Consider the following 14,934-nt stretch of genomic DNA (forward strand, 5'->3'; position numbering starts at 1 on the left):
CCCCTACCGTTCCCGCCATGAAGAGCTTCGCCGATCCCGCCCAGGCCCTGCACGCGCCGCGCTTCTTCCTCCAGCGCGGCCAGCTCCGCGCGAATTTCGAGGTGCCGGGGCGCGCCGCCTCCCTGCTCGCAGGGCTGCGGCGCCTCGGCCTCGATCCCGCCACGCCCCCGCCCGCCTCCCGCGCGGCGCTGGAGGCGGTGCACCCCGCCGCCTATCTCGATTTCCTCCGCGACTCGCATGCGGAATGGCAGGCGCTGCCGAATGCGGGGGCGGAGGTCGTCGCCAATATCCACCCCAGCCCGGAAATGCTGGCCCAGGGCGCGCCCGTGCCAACCGGGCTGGTCGGCCGTGTCGGGTGGTACACGGCGGATACGAGCTGCCCGATCAGCGCCGGCACCTGGGAGGCCTCGATCGGCGCCGCCGCCTGCGCCATCGCCGCGGCCGGGGAGGCCAGCGCCGGCCGCAGCGCCTATGCCCTGTGCCGCCCGCCGGGCCACCACACCTACGCCGCGCGCGCCGGCGGCCATTGCTACCTGAACAACGCCGCCATCGCGGTGGAGACGCTGAAGCGCGCCGGCGCTGCCCGCGTCGCGGTGCTCGACATCGACAGCCATCACGGCAACGGCACCCAGGGCATCTTCTGGGATTCGCCGAGCGTCCTGACCGTGTCCGTCCACGGCGACCCCTCCGGCTATTACCCTTGGTATGTGGGCCATGCAGGGGAACGCGGCGGGGGGCTGGGCATCGGCTGCAACCTGAACCTGCCGCTGGCCCAGGGCAGCGGCGATGCGCCCTGGCTCGCCGCGATCGGCACCGGCCTGACCGCCATCCAGAACTTTGGCGCGGATGCGCTGGTGGTCTCGCTCGGCTTCGATGCCAGCGAGCACGAGCCGCTGAATTTTCTCAGTGTCACCGCGGATGGATTTGCCGAGGCCGGGCGGATGATCTCGGGCGCCGGCCTGCCGGCGGCGATCATCCAGGAGGGCGGCTACAACGTCGATCTGCTGGGGACGCTGCTGGAACGCTTCCTGACCGGCTGGGGCGGTTGATTTAGGACCGAAAAGAATCAACCCTGGATGCGTGAGTTCCATCGCCCGCATCCAGACCTTCGCCTTCGCCGGCATCGAGGCTGTTCCCGTCGAGGTCCAGGTGCAGATCGCCCCAGGCCTGCCTGCCTTTTTGGTGGTCGGCCTGCCCGACAAGGCGGTGGGCGAATCCCGCGAAAGGGTGCGTGCGGCGCTGACCGCCATCGGCCTGTCGCTGCCACCCAAGCGCGTCCTGGTGAACATGGCCCCCGCCGACCTGGCGAAGGAGGGCAGCCATTTCGACCTGCCCATCGCCATCGCCGTCCTCGCTGCCATGGATGTGCTGCCGCGCGATGAGCTGCACGACTTCGCCGCGCTGGGCGAACTCGGGCTGGACGGCGCGCTGGCGCCGGTGGCCGGCGTGCTGCCCGCCGCCATGGCCGCCTCGGCGCGGGAGCTGGGGCTGGTCTGCCCGGCGCCACAGGGGCCGGAGGCCGCCTGGGCCGGGCGCATCCAGGTGCTGGCACCGCCCGACCTCCCCTCCCTCATCAACCATTTCCGGGGCATCCAGACCCTGGCCCAGCCGGTGCCGCCGGTGCTGGAGGATGGTCCCTGGGCCGGCCCCTGCCTCAGCCAGGTGCGCGGCCAGGAAAGCGCCAAGCGGGCGCTGGAGATCGCGGCGGCCGGCAACCACAATCTGCTGATGGTGGGACCTCCGGGGGCCGGCAAATCCATGCTCGCCGCGCGGCTGCCCGGGTTGCTGCCAGACCTCACCCCGGCCGAGGCGCTGGAGATTTCGCTGGTGCATTCGGTGGCCGGCATGCTGGTGGAGGGCCGGCTGCTGAAGCGCCCGCCCTTCCGGGACCCGCATCACTCGGCCTCCGTCCCCTCCCTCGTGGGCGGCGGCCATCGGGCGCGGCCGGGGGAGATTTCGCTGGCCCATCTTGGCGTGCTGTTCCTCGACGAATGGCCCGAATTCCCCCGCGCGGCGCTGGAGGCGCTGCGCCAGCCGATGGAAACCGGCCGCACCACCATCAGCCGCGCCAATGCCCATGTGACCTATCCGGCGCGCTTCCAATGCGTTGCCGCCATGAACCCCTGCCGCTGTGGCTATCTCGGGGAGCCGGTGCGCGAATGCGCACGCGCGCCGGGCTGCGGCCAGGACTACCAGCAGCGCCTGTCCGGCCCGCTGCTGGACCGCATGGATGTGACCATCGAGGTGCAGCCGATCTCCCCCGCCGAACTCACCCGCGCCCCGCCCGGCGAGCGGACGGAGGTGGTCGCCGCCCGCGTCGCCGCCGCCCGCGACCGCCAGCGCGCCCGCCAGGGCCAGACCGCCGCCCGCTGCAATGCGGAGGCGGAGTGGGAGGCATTGCAGCCCCTGGCTGAGGCGGAAGCCCTGGCGCTGCTGGAGACCGCCGCCACCCGCCTGCGCCTGTCCACACGCGGCCAGGTGCGCAGCCTGCGCGTGGCGCGGACCATCGCGGATCTCGCCGGCGCCGCCCAGGTGGCCCGCGCCCATGTGGCGGAGGCGCTGGCCTTCCGGCACCGCATGCCGGGGCGGGGCGGGTAGGACTCTACCCCTTGGGCTGGCCCAGGCCCGGTGCGGGCCTCGGCGCCGGCACAGGATCGGGTCCCGGCCCCGGCGCTGTCGGGTCCAGCCCTCCACCCGGCGGCACCGGGCGCGCGCTTGGGTCCAACGCGCCGGGGTCCCTCGCGCTGGGGTCCATATCGAAGCCGCCGCCATTGCGCTGGCGCATCTCGGAAACACAGGCGGCCATATGCGCCAGGCTGGCCCGGGTGCCGCGCAGGCCGACGGCCCAGTTGACGCCACTGGCAAAGCGGATTTCGGCCGAGGTCGCCCGGGCGAAGGCCTCGATGAAGCCGCGCATGGCACGGGACTCGGCGGTGATGACCCCGGCGGCGCCACCCAGATTGGTGCGCGCGTTGAAATCCCCGAAGGTGAAGGTCACAGGATAGGCCTGCCCGCCCACCACCACCGCCGCCCGCTGCCCGCGCAGCCGGTCCAGCCGCATGTCCGGCGCGCCGATGAACAGGTGCAGCCCGCGATTGTTCAGCATGAAGGAGACGGTGCGGCGGGACGTCTGGAAGCGGGTGTCCCAGGAACACCAGGCGCGGTCGCCCTGGGCCTGGAACAGCTTCACCGTCCATTGCCCGCTGACCCTGCTCCATATCTGATTGGCCTCCGCGGCCGGCGCCAGCCCCAGGCCCAGCACCAGGCCGACCAGCCATCCCCGCAACCGCATCCCGGCGTCTCCTCCGTTGCTTGAGATGGGACGGTAGGGCGAAGCTGACCCGCCTGTCATCCGCCCGCCATGCCGCCGCGATGTTCCTGGAATGCGGCGGATGGGCTTGCCCTGGCGCCCGGCCTCCCGCAATCGAGGGGCCGATCCGGGAAAGGGCCAGGCCATGAAGATCATCCGCGACCTCGCCGCCCTGCGCGCAACCAGCGCGGAATCGCGCCAGAATGGCCGCAGGCTGGCGCTGGTGCCGACCATGGGGGCGCTGCATGCGGGGCATCTGGCCCTGGTCGCCGCGGCGCGGCAGGCGGCGGAAACCGTGGCCGTGTCCATCTTCGTCAACCCGTTGCAATTCCTCGCGAGTGAGGACCTCAGCCGCTATCCGCGCGACGAGGCCGGCGACCTCGCCAAGCTATCAGCCGCCGGCTGCGACCTGGTCTGGATGCCGGAGGTGGCGACCATGTACCCGGACGGCGCCGCCACCACGGTCGAGGTCGCCGGCCCCGCGGAGGGCTATGAGGGCAGCGCCCGCCCCGGCCATTTCCGCGGCGTCGCGACGGTCTGCACCAAGCTGTTCAGCCAGACCGGCGCCGATGTGGCGGTGTTCGGGGAGAAGGACTGGCAGCAATTGCAGGTGGTGCGCCGCTTCGTCGCCGATCTCGACCTGCCCATCCGGATCCAGGCCCATGCCACGGTGCGGGAGGCGGATGGCCTGGCCATGTCCTCCCGCAATGTCCGCCTCAGCGAGGCGGAACGCGCGGTGGCGCCGACGCTGCCGCGGGTGATGCAGTCCGTGCTTGGCGCGATCCGCGGCGGCGCGCCGCTGGCGCCGACGCTGGCGCATGGCATGGCCACGCTGCGGGAGGCCGGCTTCGCGCCCGACTATCTCGACCTCGTGCAGCCGGAGACGCTGCGCCCCTGGGAATCCGGCCCGGGCCGGCTGCTGGCGGCGGCGAAGCTGGGCGATGTGCGGCTGCTGGACAACATGGCCCTATAGCGGGCCGCGACCCAACACGCGGGCGGGCGGGAAGCGCACCAACTCCACCGCCACGGGCGTGACCGGGCATGGCCCGTCCCAGGCCTCCAGCGCCGCCGCCAGCGCCGGCGCGGCGCCCTCGGCCAGGGTCACATGCGGTACCCAGGCGCCCGGGCGGGTATGCGGGTGGACCTCCACGTCCGGCAGCGCCGCCACCAGCGCGGCCTGGAATGCCAGCAGCCCCGGCGTGACCACGGGCGCGAGGAACAGAATCGGCGGCGGGCCAGGAAACAGGCCGAAGCCCGACAGCATCAGCGTCGCGGCGAGGCGCGGCAGGTCGGATAGCCGCTCGGCGAGCACCGGCTCTGCCGCCGCGTCTTCCACCCGCAGCAGGGTGATGTGGGGCGGATAGCCGGTCTGCCGGCTGGCGGAAGCGAAGCCTGCGGCGGCAAGGGCGGTCTCGAAGCGCGCCAGCCGGGCTTCCGCCGCCGCATCGAAGCGCAGGGTCAAGGCGAGCGGCATGGCTCAGCCCGCCCGCAGCGCATCGGCGATGCGGCGCACCCGCCCCGCCGCATCCACCAGCAGAACATCGAAGCGCACGCCCTCCGCGCCCTGATCCGGATTCGCCGCCATCCAGGCCTCGCCCGCCGCCATCAGCCGCGCCTGCTGGCGCGGGCCGAGGGCGAAGGCGGCGTCGCCCAGCGTGGCGCGGGCCTTCACCTCGACGAAGACCAGCAGCCCACCCCGCGCCACCACCAGGTCGATCTCCCCCGCACCCGTGCGGACCCTTCGGGCGAGCGTCACGAAACCTTCCGCCGCCAGCGCTGCCTCCGCCCGCCCTTCCGCATGCCGGCCCCGTGCTTCAGAGGCACGGCGCGTGGCGGTCGCATCACGCATGGCCTAGGCTCGGTGCCGGCTGATGGTGGATCTCATGCGCATCCTTCTGCTCCTTCTCCTGCTCCCCGGCCTGGCCCTCGCCCAGCCGGCCCAGCGCCACATGGTCGCCACCGCCAGCCCCCCGGCCAGCGAGGCCGCCCGGCAGGTGCTGCGCGATGGCGGCAGCGCGCTGGATGCGGCGATCGCCGCGGCGGTCATGATGACACTGACGGAGCCGCAGGCCAGCGGCATCGGCGGCGGCGCGCTGCTGCTGCATTACAACGGGGAAGCCCAGGCGATCGAGGCCTGGGATGGGCGTGAGACCGCGCCCGCCGGCGCCACGCCAGGCCTGTTCCTGAACCCCGATGGCAGCCCGATGCGCTTCGCCGCCGCCATGGAGGGCGGTCGCAGCGTCGGCGTGCCCGGCCTGCTGCGGATGCTGGAGGCGGCGCATCGCGAGCATGGCCGCCTGCCCTGGGCGCGGCTGGTGGCACCGACCATCGCGCTCGCCGAGGCGGGCTTCCCCGTCCCCGCCCGCATGGCCGCCGCCATCGCCGCCAATGCCGATTCGCTGCGCCGCGACCCCGGCGCGCGGGCCTATTTCTTCGCCGCCGACGGCACCCCCCTGCCCGCCGGCCACCGCCTGCGCAACCCGGCCCTGGCCGATACGCTGCGTCTGGTGGCCGAACAGGGCGCCGCCGCGCTGCATGAGGGGCCGGTGGCGGAGGCCATCGCCGCCGCCGTGCAGGGGCATGCCAATCCCGGCAGCATGACCACGGCGGACCTCGCCGGCTACACGCCGCAGCGCCGCGCGCCGCTCTGCACCCCCTATCGCATCTGGCGCATCTGCGGCTTCGGCCCGCCGAGTTCCGGCGGCGTGGCCGTGGCGCAGATCCTCGGCGTGCTGGAGCATTTCGACCTGCAAGGCCTCGACCCCAACGGCGTCGATGCGGCGCATCTGCTGGCCGAGGCCGGGCGCCTCGCCTTCGCCGATCGCAACCTGTATCTCGCCGATGCCGATTTCGTCCGCGTGCCGCTGCGCGGGCTGGTGGAGGCGCCCTATCTCACCCTGCGCGCGCAGCTTCTGGACCGCGACCGCGCCTTGGCCGAGCCGCGCCCCGGCAATCCCCGCTGGCGCCAGGCCGCCCTCGCGCCGCAGCCGGCGGAGCAGGAGTCCGGCACGACCCATATCGCGGTCATCGACGGCTTTGGCGACGCCGTCTCCATGACCTCCACCGTCGAGGCAGTGATGGCCAGCCGGGTCTTTGTCCAGGGCTTCCTGCTGAACAATGAGCTGACGGATTTCAGCTTCGTGCCGGAGGTGGGTGGCCGCGCCGTGGCGAACCGGGTGGAGCCGGGCAAGCGGCCGCGCTCCTCCATGTCGCCGACCATCGTGCTGGATGCCAGCGGGCGGCCGCTGCTGCTGCTGGGTTCGGCCGGCGGGGCGCGCATCATCGGCCATGTGGCGCAGTCGCTGGTTGCGATGCTGGACTGGAACCTGGAGCCCGCCGAAGCGCTCTCCCTGCCGCGCATCGGCGTCGCCGGCACCGGGCCGGTGGAGCTGGAGGCCGGCACGCCGGCCGCCGCGCTGGCCCCGGCGCTGGAAGCCCGCGGCCATCGCGTCGATGTGCGAGAGATGAATTCGGGCCTGACCGCCATCCGCGTAACGCCACGCGGTATGCTCGGCGCGGCCGATCCGAGGCGTGAGGGAATCGCGCTCGGCGATTGAAGGAAACGACCGATGAAGCGCCTGCTCGCCTGCCTGCTGCTGCTGGCCGCCACCCCCGCCATCGCCGAGGAGACGCGGGAGATCGGCCATGTGAACACGGCCATCACCAATCTCGGCCTGACCCGCAGCCACCGCGTGGTGGTGGAGCGCTTCACCGATCCGGAGGTGCGCGGCGTGTCCTGCTACATCAGCCAGGCCCGCACCGGCGGCCTTTCCGGCATGCTGGGCGTGGCCGAGGACCCGGCCCGCTTCGCCCTGAACTGCACCGCGACCGGCCCTGTGGAAGTGCAACCCGGCGCCCGGCGCGGGGAGCGTGGCGAGGTGGTGTTCGAAAGCAGCACCAGCCTGTTCTTCAAGGAAACCCGCGTGCACCGCTTCGTCGATGAGGAGCGCAACGCGGTTGTCTATCTGGCCTGGTCCACCCGGCTGATCGATGGCTCGCCCTACAATGCGGTCTCTGCCGTGCCGATGCGGTAGGCGCCGCCCCCCAGCCCCTGCGCATCATTCGCATGGAAACTGATGCGCCATGGTGACCAGCCGCCGTGATGGGGCTGGTCGTGGTGACGTGGGAAGGGAAACGCGACGCTACGCCCGGCTTTCCCGCACCGCCGCGCGCTTGCGCGTATCCGGCTGAAGCTTCGTCCCCAGCCCCGGCCCTTGCATCGGCAGGCAGAAGCCCTTCTCCAGCCGGGGCAGTTCCGTCACCAGGTCGCGGTACCAGGTCGCCAGCGTCGCCCGCACCACCTCCTGGAATATGGCCGTCGCCGCATGCAGGGCGAAATGCAGGCTGGCCACCAGGGTCACCGGGCCGGTGCAGTCATGCGGCGCGACGGGCCGCGCCCAGGCCTCGGCCAACGCCGCGATTTTCCGAGCTTCGGTCAGCCCGCCGCACCACGTCAGGTCCACCATCACCACATCGGTGGCGCCGGCCACCAGCAGGTCGCGGAAGGCGACCTTGCCGCCCAGGGTTTCGCTGGCGCAGATCGGCATGCCGGGCACGGCGCGCCGCAATTCCACCAGCGCCGCCGTGTCGTCCATCTTGCCGATCGGGTCCTCCACCCAGAAGGGCTGGATCGGCGCCAGCGCCTGGCAGATGCGGGTGGCCGCGGGCAGCGAGAAGATGGAGTGCAGCTCCGCCATCACCTCCATCTTGTCGCCCACGGCTTTTCTTATTTTCTCAAAGGGTTCCATGCCCTTCTTCAGGTCTTCCAGGTTCATCACCTGGCCGCCGGAGGCCGGCGCATAGACGTCGAAGGGCCAGATCTTCATGGCCGTGAAGCCCTCCTCCAGCAGCGAATGCGCCAACTCGTCGGCGCGCTGCATGAAGGCCACCTGGTCGTCATAGGGACCGACCGCATTCTCCCCGGCCCGCACATCCCGCCGGTCCCGGGCGCTGTTGTAGTCGTAGCCGGCGCAGGTGTTGTAGGCGCGGATGCGGTCGCGGCTCAGCCCGCCCAGCGCCTCATGCACCGGCACGCCCAGCCGCTGCCCCATCAGGTCCCAGAGCGCGATATCCACCGCCGAGGCCGCCCGCATCTCGGCGGAAGAAGCGCCGAAGCCGACATAGGGCGTCATCAGATGCCGATGGATTCGCTCGATGTTTCGCGAGTCCTGGCCCAGCAGGTAGGGGGCCACCAGCTCGTGGATCTGGCCCTCCACCGCCGCCGCCCCGCGAAAGCTCTCACCGAGGCCGGTCAGCCCTTCCGCCGTCTCGATCTCGACCCACAGGATATTGGCGCGTTCGGGCACCCGCAGGGTGCGGACGCAGGTGATGGTCGAGGGTGTCATTCGGCGCGGATTCCCTGGCGGCGGACCACATCGGCCCAGCGGGCGACTTCCGCCCGCACATGCGTCCCCATCGCCTCCGGCGTACCGCCCAGCGGCGCCACGGCAAGCTCCGCCATGCGGGACCGCACGCGGGGGTCGGACAGGGCCTGGTTGAAGGCGGCGTTCAGCGCGGCGATGGCGGCCGGCGGCGTGCGGGCCGGGGCCATGAAGCCGAACCAGCTATCGATGGCCATGCCCTGCACGCCCTGTTCGGCGAAGGTCGGCACATCCGGCAGTTCGGCCAGACGCTCGGCGCTGACCGCCGCCAGGGCCCGCACCGTGCCGGCGCGGAGATGCGGCAGGATGGAGGGAAGGTTGTCGAAGAACACGTCGATCCGCCCGGCCACAAGGTCGGTGATGGCGGGGCCGGAGCCGCGATAGGGCACATGCACCATCTCGATCCCCGTCACCGCGCGCAGCAGCTCCGGACCCAGGTGGTTGGAGGCGCCGACGCCGGAGGAGCCGAAGCTGACCCCGCCGCTCTGGCTGCGGGCCAGCGCCAGGAATTCGGTGACGTTCCGCGCCGGCAACTCGCGCCGCACCGCCATCACATTGCGCACCGCGCCGGTCAGGATGACGGGGGCGAAGTCGTTCAGCAGGTCGTAGCCCGGATTGGCATAGAGCGCCGGATTGGCGCCACAGGGGCCGAAGGCGCATTGCAGCAGCAGCGTGCCATCCGTGGGGCCGCGCGCCACCTCCGCCGCGCCGATATTGCCGCCTGCGCCGGCCTTGTTCTCCACCACCGCGCCGCGCGGCAGATGGGCGGAAGCCGCCTCCGCCAGCACGCGGGCAACGATGTCGCTGGTGCCGCCGGGCGCATAGGGCACCAGGATGCGCACCGGCCGGTCCGGCAGATCGGCCCCGATGGCCGGCAGGGCCACCAGGCTGGCGACCGCCAAGGCCGGCAGCAGCCGGCGCAGCATTTCGTGAATCCGCATCTTCCCCACCCCATCCCGACTCTTCTTGTGGCGAAAGGTTAGGCGCGGCGGCGCGGCCTGCGGAACCCCGTCGGGCGACGGCGAGGCTCACACGGCTTGATTCCCGGGCGTTCCGGGACAAAAGTCACGGAACCATGATCCTCCTGATCGACAACTACGACAGTTTTACCTTCAATCTCTACCACTTCCTGGGCGACCTTGGAGCGGTGGTTGAGGTTCGGCGCAATGATTCCCTCTCGGTGGAGGGCGCGCTCGCCTTGCAGCCGGAGGCCATCGTGCTCTCGCCCGGCCCCTGTACGCCGAATGAGGCGGGCATCTGCCTCGACCTGATCGCGGCGGCGGCGGAACGGCGCCTGCCGCTGATGGGGGTGTGCCTCGGCCACCAGGCCATCGGCCAGGCCTTTGGCGCGCGGGTGGTGCGGGCGCCGGAGCCGGTGCATGGCAAGGTCTGGGATGTGACCCATGGCGGCACCGATATTTTTGCCGGCGTCCCCTCCCCGTTCCGCGCCACGCGCTACCATTCGCTGGTGGTGGAGGATCTGCCCGAGACGCTGATCCCCACCGCGCGCACGTCGGACGGCTTGGTCATGGGCTTGGCCCATCGCGACCTGCCCATCTGGGGCGTGCAATTCCACCCCGAAAGCATCGCCAGCGACCACGGCCACGACATCCTCCGCAACTTCCTCGCCCTCTCCACCCGCAGAAACACCTTCCCAGCCACGACCGCGGCAGCATGAAAAAGATATTGGCGAGGTTGGCGGCGGGGGAGCGGCTGGCGGAGAGCGAGGCGGAGGTTGCTTTCGGCCTCATCATGGCCGGGGAGGCCACGCCGGCGCAGATCGCCGGGATGCTGATGGCGATGCGGGTGCGCGGGGAGACGGTGGCGGAGATGACCGGCGCCGTCCGGGCCATGCGCGCGCGGATGATCGCGGTGGAGGCGCCGCCGGGGGCCATGGATATCGTCGGCACCGGCGGGGATGCCGCCGGCACGCTGAACATCTCGACCGCCGCGGCGCTGGTCGTGGCCGGCTGCGGGGTGAAGGTCGCCAAGCATGGCAACCGGGCGCTGTCCTCCCGCTCGGGGGCGGCCGATGCGCTCTCGGCCCTGGGCATCCCTGTGATGGAAACGCCGCTGGAGGCGCTGCCGCGGGTGCTGGCGGAGGCCGGCATGGTGTTCCTGATGGCGCCCCGCCACCATGCGGCGCTGCGCCACGCCGCCGGGCCGCGGATGGAACTCGGCACGCGGACCATCTTCAACCTGCTGGGACCGCTGGCCAATCCGGCCCGGGTGACGCGGCAGATGACCGGCGCCTTCGCCCCCGAATGGCTGCGCCCGATGGCCGAGACGCTGGCGCGGCTGGGCACCGAACGGGCCTGGCTGGTGCATGGCATGGGCCTCGACGAGCTGACGCTGGCCGGCCCCTCCCAGGTGGTGGAATTGCGCGACGGGCGCATTCATGAATTCCAGGTGACGCCGGAGGAGGCGGGACTGCCCCGCGCGCCGGAATCGGCCATCCGTGGCGGCGATCCGGCGGAGAATGCGGCGGCGCTGCTGGCGTTGCTGGAGGGTGCGCCGGGCGCCTATCGCGATTGCGTGCTGCTGAATGCGGCCGCCGCCCTTGTCGTGGCGGGCCGGGTGGACGACATCCGCGCCGGCGTGCCCATCGCCGCCCAGGCCATCGACAGTGGCGCGGCGCTCACCGTGCTGAACCGGCTGCGCGCCGCCGCGGCGCCTCCCCCCGTATCCGAGTCATCGCCCGTATGAATGTTTCCGCCCCCGTCATTTCCGACACACTGGCCCGCATCCTGGCCGATAAATATGAGGAGGTGCGCCAGCGGTCGGAGGCCATGCCGCTCTCCGAGGTCGAGAGCCAGGCCCGCCACGCCGCCCCACCGCGCGATTTCACCGGGGCGCTCTGCGCCGCCGTGGCCGATGGGCGGGTCGGGCTGATCGCCGAAATCAAGCGCGCCTCGCCCTCCGGCGGGCTGATCCGCGAGCCCTTCGAGCCGGCCGAGCTGGCGCGGGCCTATGAGGCGGCGGGCGCCGCCTGCCTCTCCGTACTGACCGACGCGCCATGGTTCCAGGGCGATCTCGGCCATATGGTCCAGGCGCGCGCCGCCTGTTCCCTGCCGGTGCTGCGCAAGGATTTCATGGTGCATCCCTGGCAGGTCTTCGAGGCCCGGGCGATGGGCGCGGATGCCATCCTGCTGATCCTGGCCGCGCTGAGCGACGAGCAGGCGCATGAGTTGGAGGATGTGGCGCGGTCGCTCGACATGGCCATCCTGGCGGAGGTGCATGACCAGCGGGAGCTGGAGCGCGCCCTGGCGCTGGAGACACGGCTGATCGGCGTGAACAATCGCAATCTCAAGACCTTGGTGACCGATCTTGGCACCTCGGATGAGCTGATCCCGCAGATCCCCGCCGACCGCATCCCGGTGGGCGAAAGCGGCATCCGCACGCCGGAGGATGTGCGCCGCATCTGCCGCGCCGGCGCCCGCTGCCTGCTGGTGGGTGAGCATCTGCTGCGCCAGGCGGATGTGACGGCGGCGGCCCGCGAACTCATCAACGCCATCTGATGACCGAACCCCGCCTGACCCATTTCGACGCCGCCGGCGCGGCGGCCATGGTCGATGTCTCGGACAAGGCGGCCACCCACCGGATCGCCGTGGCGCGTGGGCGGGTGGTTATGGCGCCGGAGACGCTGGCGCTGATCCGGCAGGGCACGGTGGGCAAGGGCGACGTGCTGGGCATCGCGCGCATCGCCGGCATCATGGCGGCCAAGCGCACCAGCGACCTGATTCCGCTGTGCCACCCGCTGGCCCTGAGCAAGGTCACGGTGGATCTGAGCATCGCCGAGCCGGATTCGGTGGAGATCGAGGCCCTGGCCAAGGTCACCGGCCAGACCGGGGTGGAGATGGAGGCGCTGACGGCGGTCAGCGTGGCGGCGCTGACTATCTATGACATGTGCAAGGCCGCCGATCGCGGCATGCGCATCGAGGCGATACGGCTGGTACATAAATCCGGCGGAAAATCCGGAGTTTACGAGGCGACCTGATGATCCCGCTGGAAGACGCGCGCGCCCGCATCCTGGAGGCTCTGCGCCCCACCGCGGCGGAGACGGTGGCGCTCGCGGAGGGCTGGAACCGCGTCCTGGCGCGGCCCGTGCTGGCGCGGCTGACCCAGCCGCCGGCGGATGTCTCGGCCATGGACGGCTATGCGGTGCGCGCCGCCGATGCGGGGCTGGGCACCCGGCTGCGGCTGATCGGGGCGGCGCCGGCCGGGCATCCCTTCGACCAGCAGGTCGGGCCGGGCGAGGCGGTTCGGATCTTCACGGGGGGCTTCGTGCCGGCGGGGGCCGACGGCATCCTGCTTCAGGAGGATGCGACGGAGTCCGAGGGCACGGTCGAGGTGCGGGAGGCGGTGCAGCCGAACCGCTGGATTCGCCGCCGCGGCCTGGATTTTGCTGAAGGCGAGGCGCTGCTGCCTGCAGGCCGGCGGCTTTCCGCGCGCGACATTGGCCTGGCGGCGGCCAGCAACCATCCCTGGCTGGCGGTCCATCGCCGGCCGCGCATCGGCATCCTGGCGACCGGCGACGAGATCGCCCTGCCGGGCGAGCCGATTCCGCCCGGTGGCATCGTCAGCTCCAATGCCCATGCTTTGGCGGCCCTCGTGCGGGCCGGCGGCGGCGATCCGCTGGTGCTGCCGATCGTGGCGGATGACCGGGACGCCATCGCGGCGGCCGCGGCGGCGGCGCGGGGCTGCGACCTGCTGGTGACCACGGGCGGCGCCAGCGTGGGCGAGCACGACCTGATCCAGGCGGCGCTCGGCCAAGACGGGTTCAGCCTGGACTTCTGGAAGATTGCCATGCGGCCGGGCAAGCCGCTGATCTGGGGCAGGCTGGGTGCGACGCCGGTGCTGGGGCTACCGGGCAATCCGGTCTCCGCCTTGGTCTGCGGCGTGCAGTTCCTGCTGCCGGCGCTGGCGGTGCTTTCGGGGCTGCCGGCCGCGGCGCCACCCACCATCCTGGTGCGCGCGGGCGCCGCGCTGCCGGCCAATGACCGCCGATTCGACCATCTGCGGGCCACTTTGCGCATCGATTCGGCCGGCCACACCGTCGCCACCCCCTTCCCGCAGCAGGACAGTTCGATGCTGGCCAACCTGGCGCGGGCGGAGGCGCTGATTCTCAGGCGAGCCCTGGCCCCGGCGCTGCCGGAGGGGGCGGAAGTGCCGGCCATTCCGCTCGGCCAGTTCGGGATCTGAGAACCGTTTCTGTCCCGATTTTCGTCGGAAGTGGCGGAAAACGTTTGACGTCCCGCCGGGAACCTACATAGAACATCCATACCGGTTGCTTGTTTGTTCGGGGTCCACTGGCCCCGGAGGCCGGTGCTGGAGAAAGCCATGCTCACGCGCAAGCAGCACGAATTGCTGATGTTCATCGACAAGCATCTGCGCGCGACCGGCTTCTCCCCCTCCTTCGAGGAGATGAAGGAGGCGCTGCGGCTGAAGTCGAAGTCCGGCATTCATCGCCTGATCACGGCGCTGGAGGAGCGCGGCTTCCTCAAGCGCCGCGCGCATCGCGCCCGCGCCCTGGAAGTGGTGCGGCTGCCGGAGAATGTCGCGCCGCGCCGTGCCGCGGAAACCCCGCCGCCCGCGGCCGCACAGCCGGCCTTCACACCCAATGTCATCCGCGGGCATTTCGCGCCGGGTCTCGCCGGCGTGCAGAAGCCGGCGAATGAGGCGGGATCGGTCGCCCTGCCGCTCTATGGCCGCATCGCCGCCGGCATGCCGATCGAGGCGACGCGGGATACCGCGATGGTCGATGTGCCCGCGGCGCTGCTGGCCGGCGGCGAACATTACGCGCTGGAAGTGGCGGGTGATTCGATGATGGAGGCCGGCATCCTGGATGGCGACACCGTCATCATCCGGCGCGGCGACACGGCCGATAACGGCGCGATCGTGGTGGCGCTGGTGGATGACCAGGAGGTGACGCTGAAGCGGTTGCGGCGACGGGGCAATTCCGTGGCGCTGGAACCCGCGAACCGGGCCTTCGAAACCCGCATCTTCGGACCGGACCGCGTGCGGGTGCAGGGGAAGCTGGTGGGCCTGCTGCGTCGCTATTGAGGCCTCAATAGGGGTCCCATTCCTGGGCACGGCTCGCACGCCAGGCGTTCAGGCGTTGCCAGATAGCCATCGCCGTGGCGCCCGTGGCCAGCCCGGCACAGAGCATGATGGCCGCGGTCATTTCCTGTTTCCTCCTCTCGGGCCTCGATCTGAACGCATTCTGTCGTGTGAAAGTTCAAG

General features: G+C 71.5%; 16 protein-coding genes. 11 read left to right on the top strand and 5 right to left on the bottom strand.

The genetic code is table 11. The features are described from left to right. Window positions 1–17: 17 nt before the first annotated feature. The gene (locus tag JJQ90_RS25075) at window positions 18–1,049 is read left to right on the top strand and encodes a histone deacetylase family protein (RefSeq protein ID WP_216879038.1); all 1,032 of its coding nucleotides are present in this window, start codon (window positions 18–20) and stop codon (window positions 1,047–1,049) included. Window positions 1,050–1,080: 31 nt separating this feature from the next. Beyond that, on the top strand, window positions 1,081–2,598 hold the full coding sequence (locus tag JJQ90_RS25080; protein ID WP_216879039.1) for a YifB family Mg chelatase-like AAA ATPase: 1,518 nt from the start codon (window positions 1,081–1,083) through the stop codon (window positions 2,596–2,598). A 4-nt stretch (window positions 2,599–2,602) separates the two neighbouring features. On the opposite strand, the gene JJQ90_RS25085 is transcribed toward JJQ90_RS25080, so the two are convergent. After that, entirely contained in the window at window positions 2,603–3,292 is a 690-nt protein-coding gene (locus JJQ90_RS25085; RefSeq protein ID WP_216879040.1) for a hypothetical protein, read from the bottom strand. Window positions 3,293–3,455: 163 nt separating this feature from the next. Here JJQ90_RS25085 and panC point away from each other — a divergent pair, with 163 nt between their 5' ends. Beyond that, window positions 3,456–4,283 carry a pantoate--beta-alanine ligase gene (panC, locus tag JJQ90_RS25090; protein WP_216879041.1) on the top strand — a complete coding sequence of 276 codons (828 nt, stop codon included), beginning with the start codon at window positions 3,456–3,458 and terminating at the stop codon, window positions 4,281–4,283. Here panC and JJQ90_RS25095 read toward each other — a convergent pair. Together JJQ90_RS25095 and JJQ90_RS25100 are read right to left on the bottom strand one after the other, a co-directional pair. Beyond that, entirely contained in the window at window positions 4,278–4,784 is a 507-nt protein-coding gene (locus JJQ90_RS25095) for a 2'-5' RNA ligase family protein (protein WP_216879042.1), read from the bottom strand. The two genes, panC and JJQ90_RS25095, sit on opposite strands and share 6 nt — an antisense overlap. Before the next feature lie 3 nt (window positions 4,785–4,787). Then, window positions 4,788–5,159: a YraN family protein gene (locus JJQ90_RS25100; RefSeq protein ID WP_216879043.1), complete on the bottom strand. Its 372-nt coding sequence runs from the start codon at window positions 5,157–5,159 to the stop codon at window positions 4,788–4,790. 34 nt (window positions 5,160–5,193) lie between these two features. On the opposite strand from JJQ90_RS25100, the gene ggt reads away from it, so the two are divergent. Beyond that, complete coding sequence (ggt, locus tag JJQ90_RS25105; RefSeq protein ID WP_230410982.1) at window positions 5,194–6,867, top strand: gamma-glutamyltransferase; 1,674 nt, start codon at window positions 5,194–5,196, stop codon at window positions 6,865–6,867. Window positions 6,868–6,879: 12 nt separating this feature from the next. Continuing rightward, window positions 6,880–7,344: a CreA family protein gene (locus JJQ90_RS25110; protein WP_216879045.1), complete on the top strand. Its 465-nt coding sequence runs from the start codon at window positions 6,880–6,882 to the stop codon at window positions 7,342–7,344. A 108-nt stretch (window positions 7,345–7,452) separates the two neighbouring features. On the opposite strand, the gene JJQ90_RS25115 is transcribed toward JJQ90_RS25110, so the two are convergent. Both JJQ90_RS25115 and JJQ90_RS25120 read right to left on the bottom strand, forming a co-directional pair. Further along, entirely contained in the window at window positions 7,453–8,655 is a 1,203-nt protein-coding gene (locus JJQ90_RS25115) for a mandelate racemase/muconate lactonizing enzyme family protein (protein WP_216879046.1), read from the bottom strand. Further along, window positions 8,652–9,632: a Bug family tripartite tricarboxylate transporter substrate binding protein gene (locus JJQ90_RS25120; protein WP_216879047.1), complete on the bottom strand. Its 981-nt coding sequence runs from the start codon at window positions 9,630–9,632 to the stop codon at window positions 8,652–8,654. Before JJQ90_RS25120 ends, JJQ90_RS25115 begins: the two co-directional genes overlap by 4 nt. 134 nt (window positions 9,633–9,766) lie before the next feature. Between JJQ90_RS25120 and JJQ90_RS25125 the strand changes: the two genes are divergently transcribed. From JJQ90_RS25125 to lexA, 6 genes are all read left to right on the top strand, one after another. Continuing rightward, window positions 9,767–10,369, top strand: a complete 603-nt coding sequence (locus JJQ90_RS25125) for an anthranilate synthase component II (protein WP_216879048.1) — start codon at window positions 9,767–9,769, stop codon at window positions 10,367–10,369. Then, window positions 10,366–11,397, top strand: a complete 1,032-nt coding sequence (gene trpD / locus JJQ90_RS25130) for an anthranilate phosphoribosyltransferase (RefSeq protein ID WP_216879049.1) — start codon at window positions 10,366–10,368, stop codon at window positions 11,395–11,397. The genes JJQ90_RS25125 and trpD overlap by 4 nt, the downstream gene beginning before the upstream one ends. Continuing rightward, window positions 11,394–12,209, top strand: a complete 816-nt coding sequence (gene trpC / locus JJQ90_RS25135; RefSeq protein ID WP_216879050.1) for an indole-3-glycerol phosphate synthase TrpC — start codon at window positions 11,394–11,396, stop codon at window positions 12,207–12,209. The genes trpD and trpC overlap by 4 nt, the downstream gene beginning before the upstream one ends. Beyond that, window positions 12,209–12,688 carry a cyclic pyranopterin monophosphate synthase MoaC gene (gene moaC, locus JJQ90_RS25140; RefSeq protein ID WP_216879051.1) on the top strand — a complete coding sequence of 160 codons (480 nt, stop codon included), beginning with the start codon at window positions 12,209–12,211 and terminating at the stop codon, window positions 12,686–12,688. Before trpC ends, moaC begins: the two co-directional genes overlap by 1 nt. Further along, window positions 12,688–13,893 carry a molybdopterin molybdotransferase MoeA gene (locus JJQ90_RS25145; RefSeq protein WP_216879052.1) on the top strand — a complete coding sequence of 402 codons (1,206 nt, stop codon included), beginning with the start codon at window positions 12,688–12,690 and terminating at the stop codon, window positions 13,891–13,893. The genes moaC and JJQ90_RS25145 overlap by 1 nt, the downstream gene beginning before the upstream one ends. A 138-nt stretch (window positions 13,894–14,031) precedes the next feature. Then, entirely contained in the window at window positions 14,032–14,754 is a 723-nt protein-coding gene (gene lexA, locus JJQ90_RS25150; protein ID WP_216879053.1) for a transcriptional repressor LexA, read from the top strand. Window positions 14,755–14,934 lie beyond the last annotated feature (180 nt).

This window comes from Falsiroseomonas oleicola, from assembly GCF_019029495.1.
Taxonomy (GTDB): domain Bacteria; phylum Pseudomonadota; class Alphaproteobacteria; order Acetobacterales; family Acetobacteraceae; genus Falsiroseomonas; species Falsiroseomonas oleicola.

What these genes read in the sequence shown, in the direction of transcription:
- JJQ90_RS25075 (WP_216879038.1), top strand. Translation starts at nt 18, where the DNA reads ATGAAGAGCTTCGCCGATCCCGCCCAGGCCCTGCACGCGCCGCGCTTC.
- JJQ90_RS25085 (WP_216879040.1), bottom strand. Translation starts at nt 3,292, where the DNA reads ATGCGGTTGCGGGGATGGCTGGTCGGCCTGGTGCTGGGCCTGGGGCTG.
- panC (WP_216879041.1), top strand. Translation starts at nt 3,456, where the DNA reads ATGAAGATCATCCGCGACCTCGCCGCCCTGCGCGCAACCAGCGCGGAA.
- JJQ90_RS25095 (WP_216879042.1), bottom strand. Translation starts at nt 4,784, where the DNA reads ATGCCGCTCGCCTTGACCCTGCGCTTCGATGCGGCGGCGGAAGCCCGG.
- JJQ90_RS25100 (WP_216879043.1), bottom strand. Translation starts at nt 5,159, where the DNA reads ATGCGTGATGCGACCGCCACGCGCCGTGCCTCTGAAGCACGGGGCCGG.
- ggt (WP_230410982.1), top strand. Translation starts at nt 5,194, where the DNA reads ATGCGCATCCTTCTGCTCCTTCTCCTGCTCCCCGGCCTGGCCCTCGCC.
- JJQ90_RS25110 (WP_216879045.1), top strand. Translation starts at nt 6,880, where the DNA reads ATGAAGCGCCTGCTCGCCTGCCTGCTGCTGCTGGCCGCCACCCCCGCC.
- JJQ90_RS25115 (WP_216879046.1), bottom strand. Translation starts at nt 8,655, where the DNA reads ATGACACCCTCGACCATCACCTGCGTCCGCACCCTGCGGGTGCCCGAA.
- JJQ90_RS25120 (WP_216879047.1), bottom strand. Translation starts at nt 9,632, where the DNA reads ATGCGGATTCACGAAATGCTGCGCCGGCTGCTGCCGGCCTTGGCGGTC.
- JJQ90_RS25125 (WP_216879048.1), top strand. Translation starts at nt 9,767, where the DNA reads ATGATCCTCCTGATCGACAACTACGACAGTTTTACCTTCAATCTCTAC.
- trpD (WP_216879049.1), top strand. Translation starts at nt 10,366, where the DNA reads ATGAAAAAGATATTGGCGAGGTTGGCGGCGGGGGAGCGGCTGGCGGAG.
- trpC (WP_216879050.1), top strand. Translation starts at nt 11,394, where the DNA reads ATGAATGTTTCCGCCCCCGTCATTTCCGACACACTGGCCCGCATCCTG.
- moaC (WP_216879051.1), top strand. Translation starts at nt 12,209, where the DNA reads ATGACCGAACCCCGCCTGACCCATTTCGACGCCGCCGGCGCGGCGGCC.
- JJQ90_RS25145 (WP_216879052.1), top strand. Translation starts at nt 12,688, where the DNA reads ATGATCCCGCTGGAAGACGCGCGCGCCCGCATCCTGGAGGCTCTGCGC.
- lexA (WP_216879053.1), top strand. Translation starts at nt 14,032, where the DNA reads ATGCTCACGCGCAAGCAGCACGAATTGCTGATGTTCATCGACAAGCAT.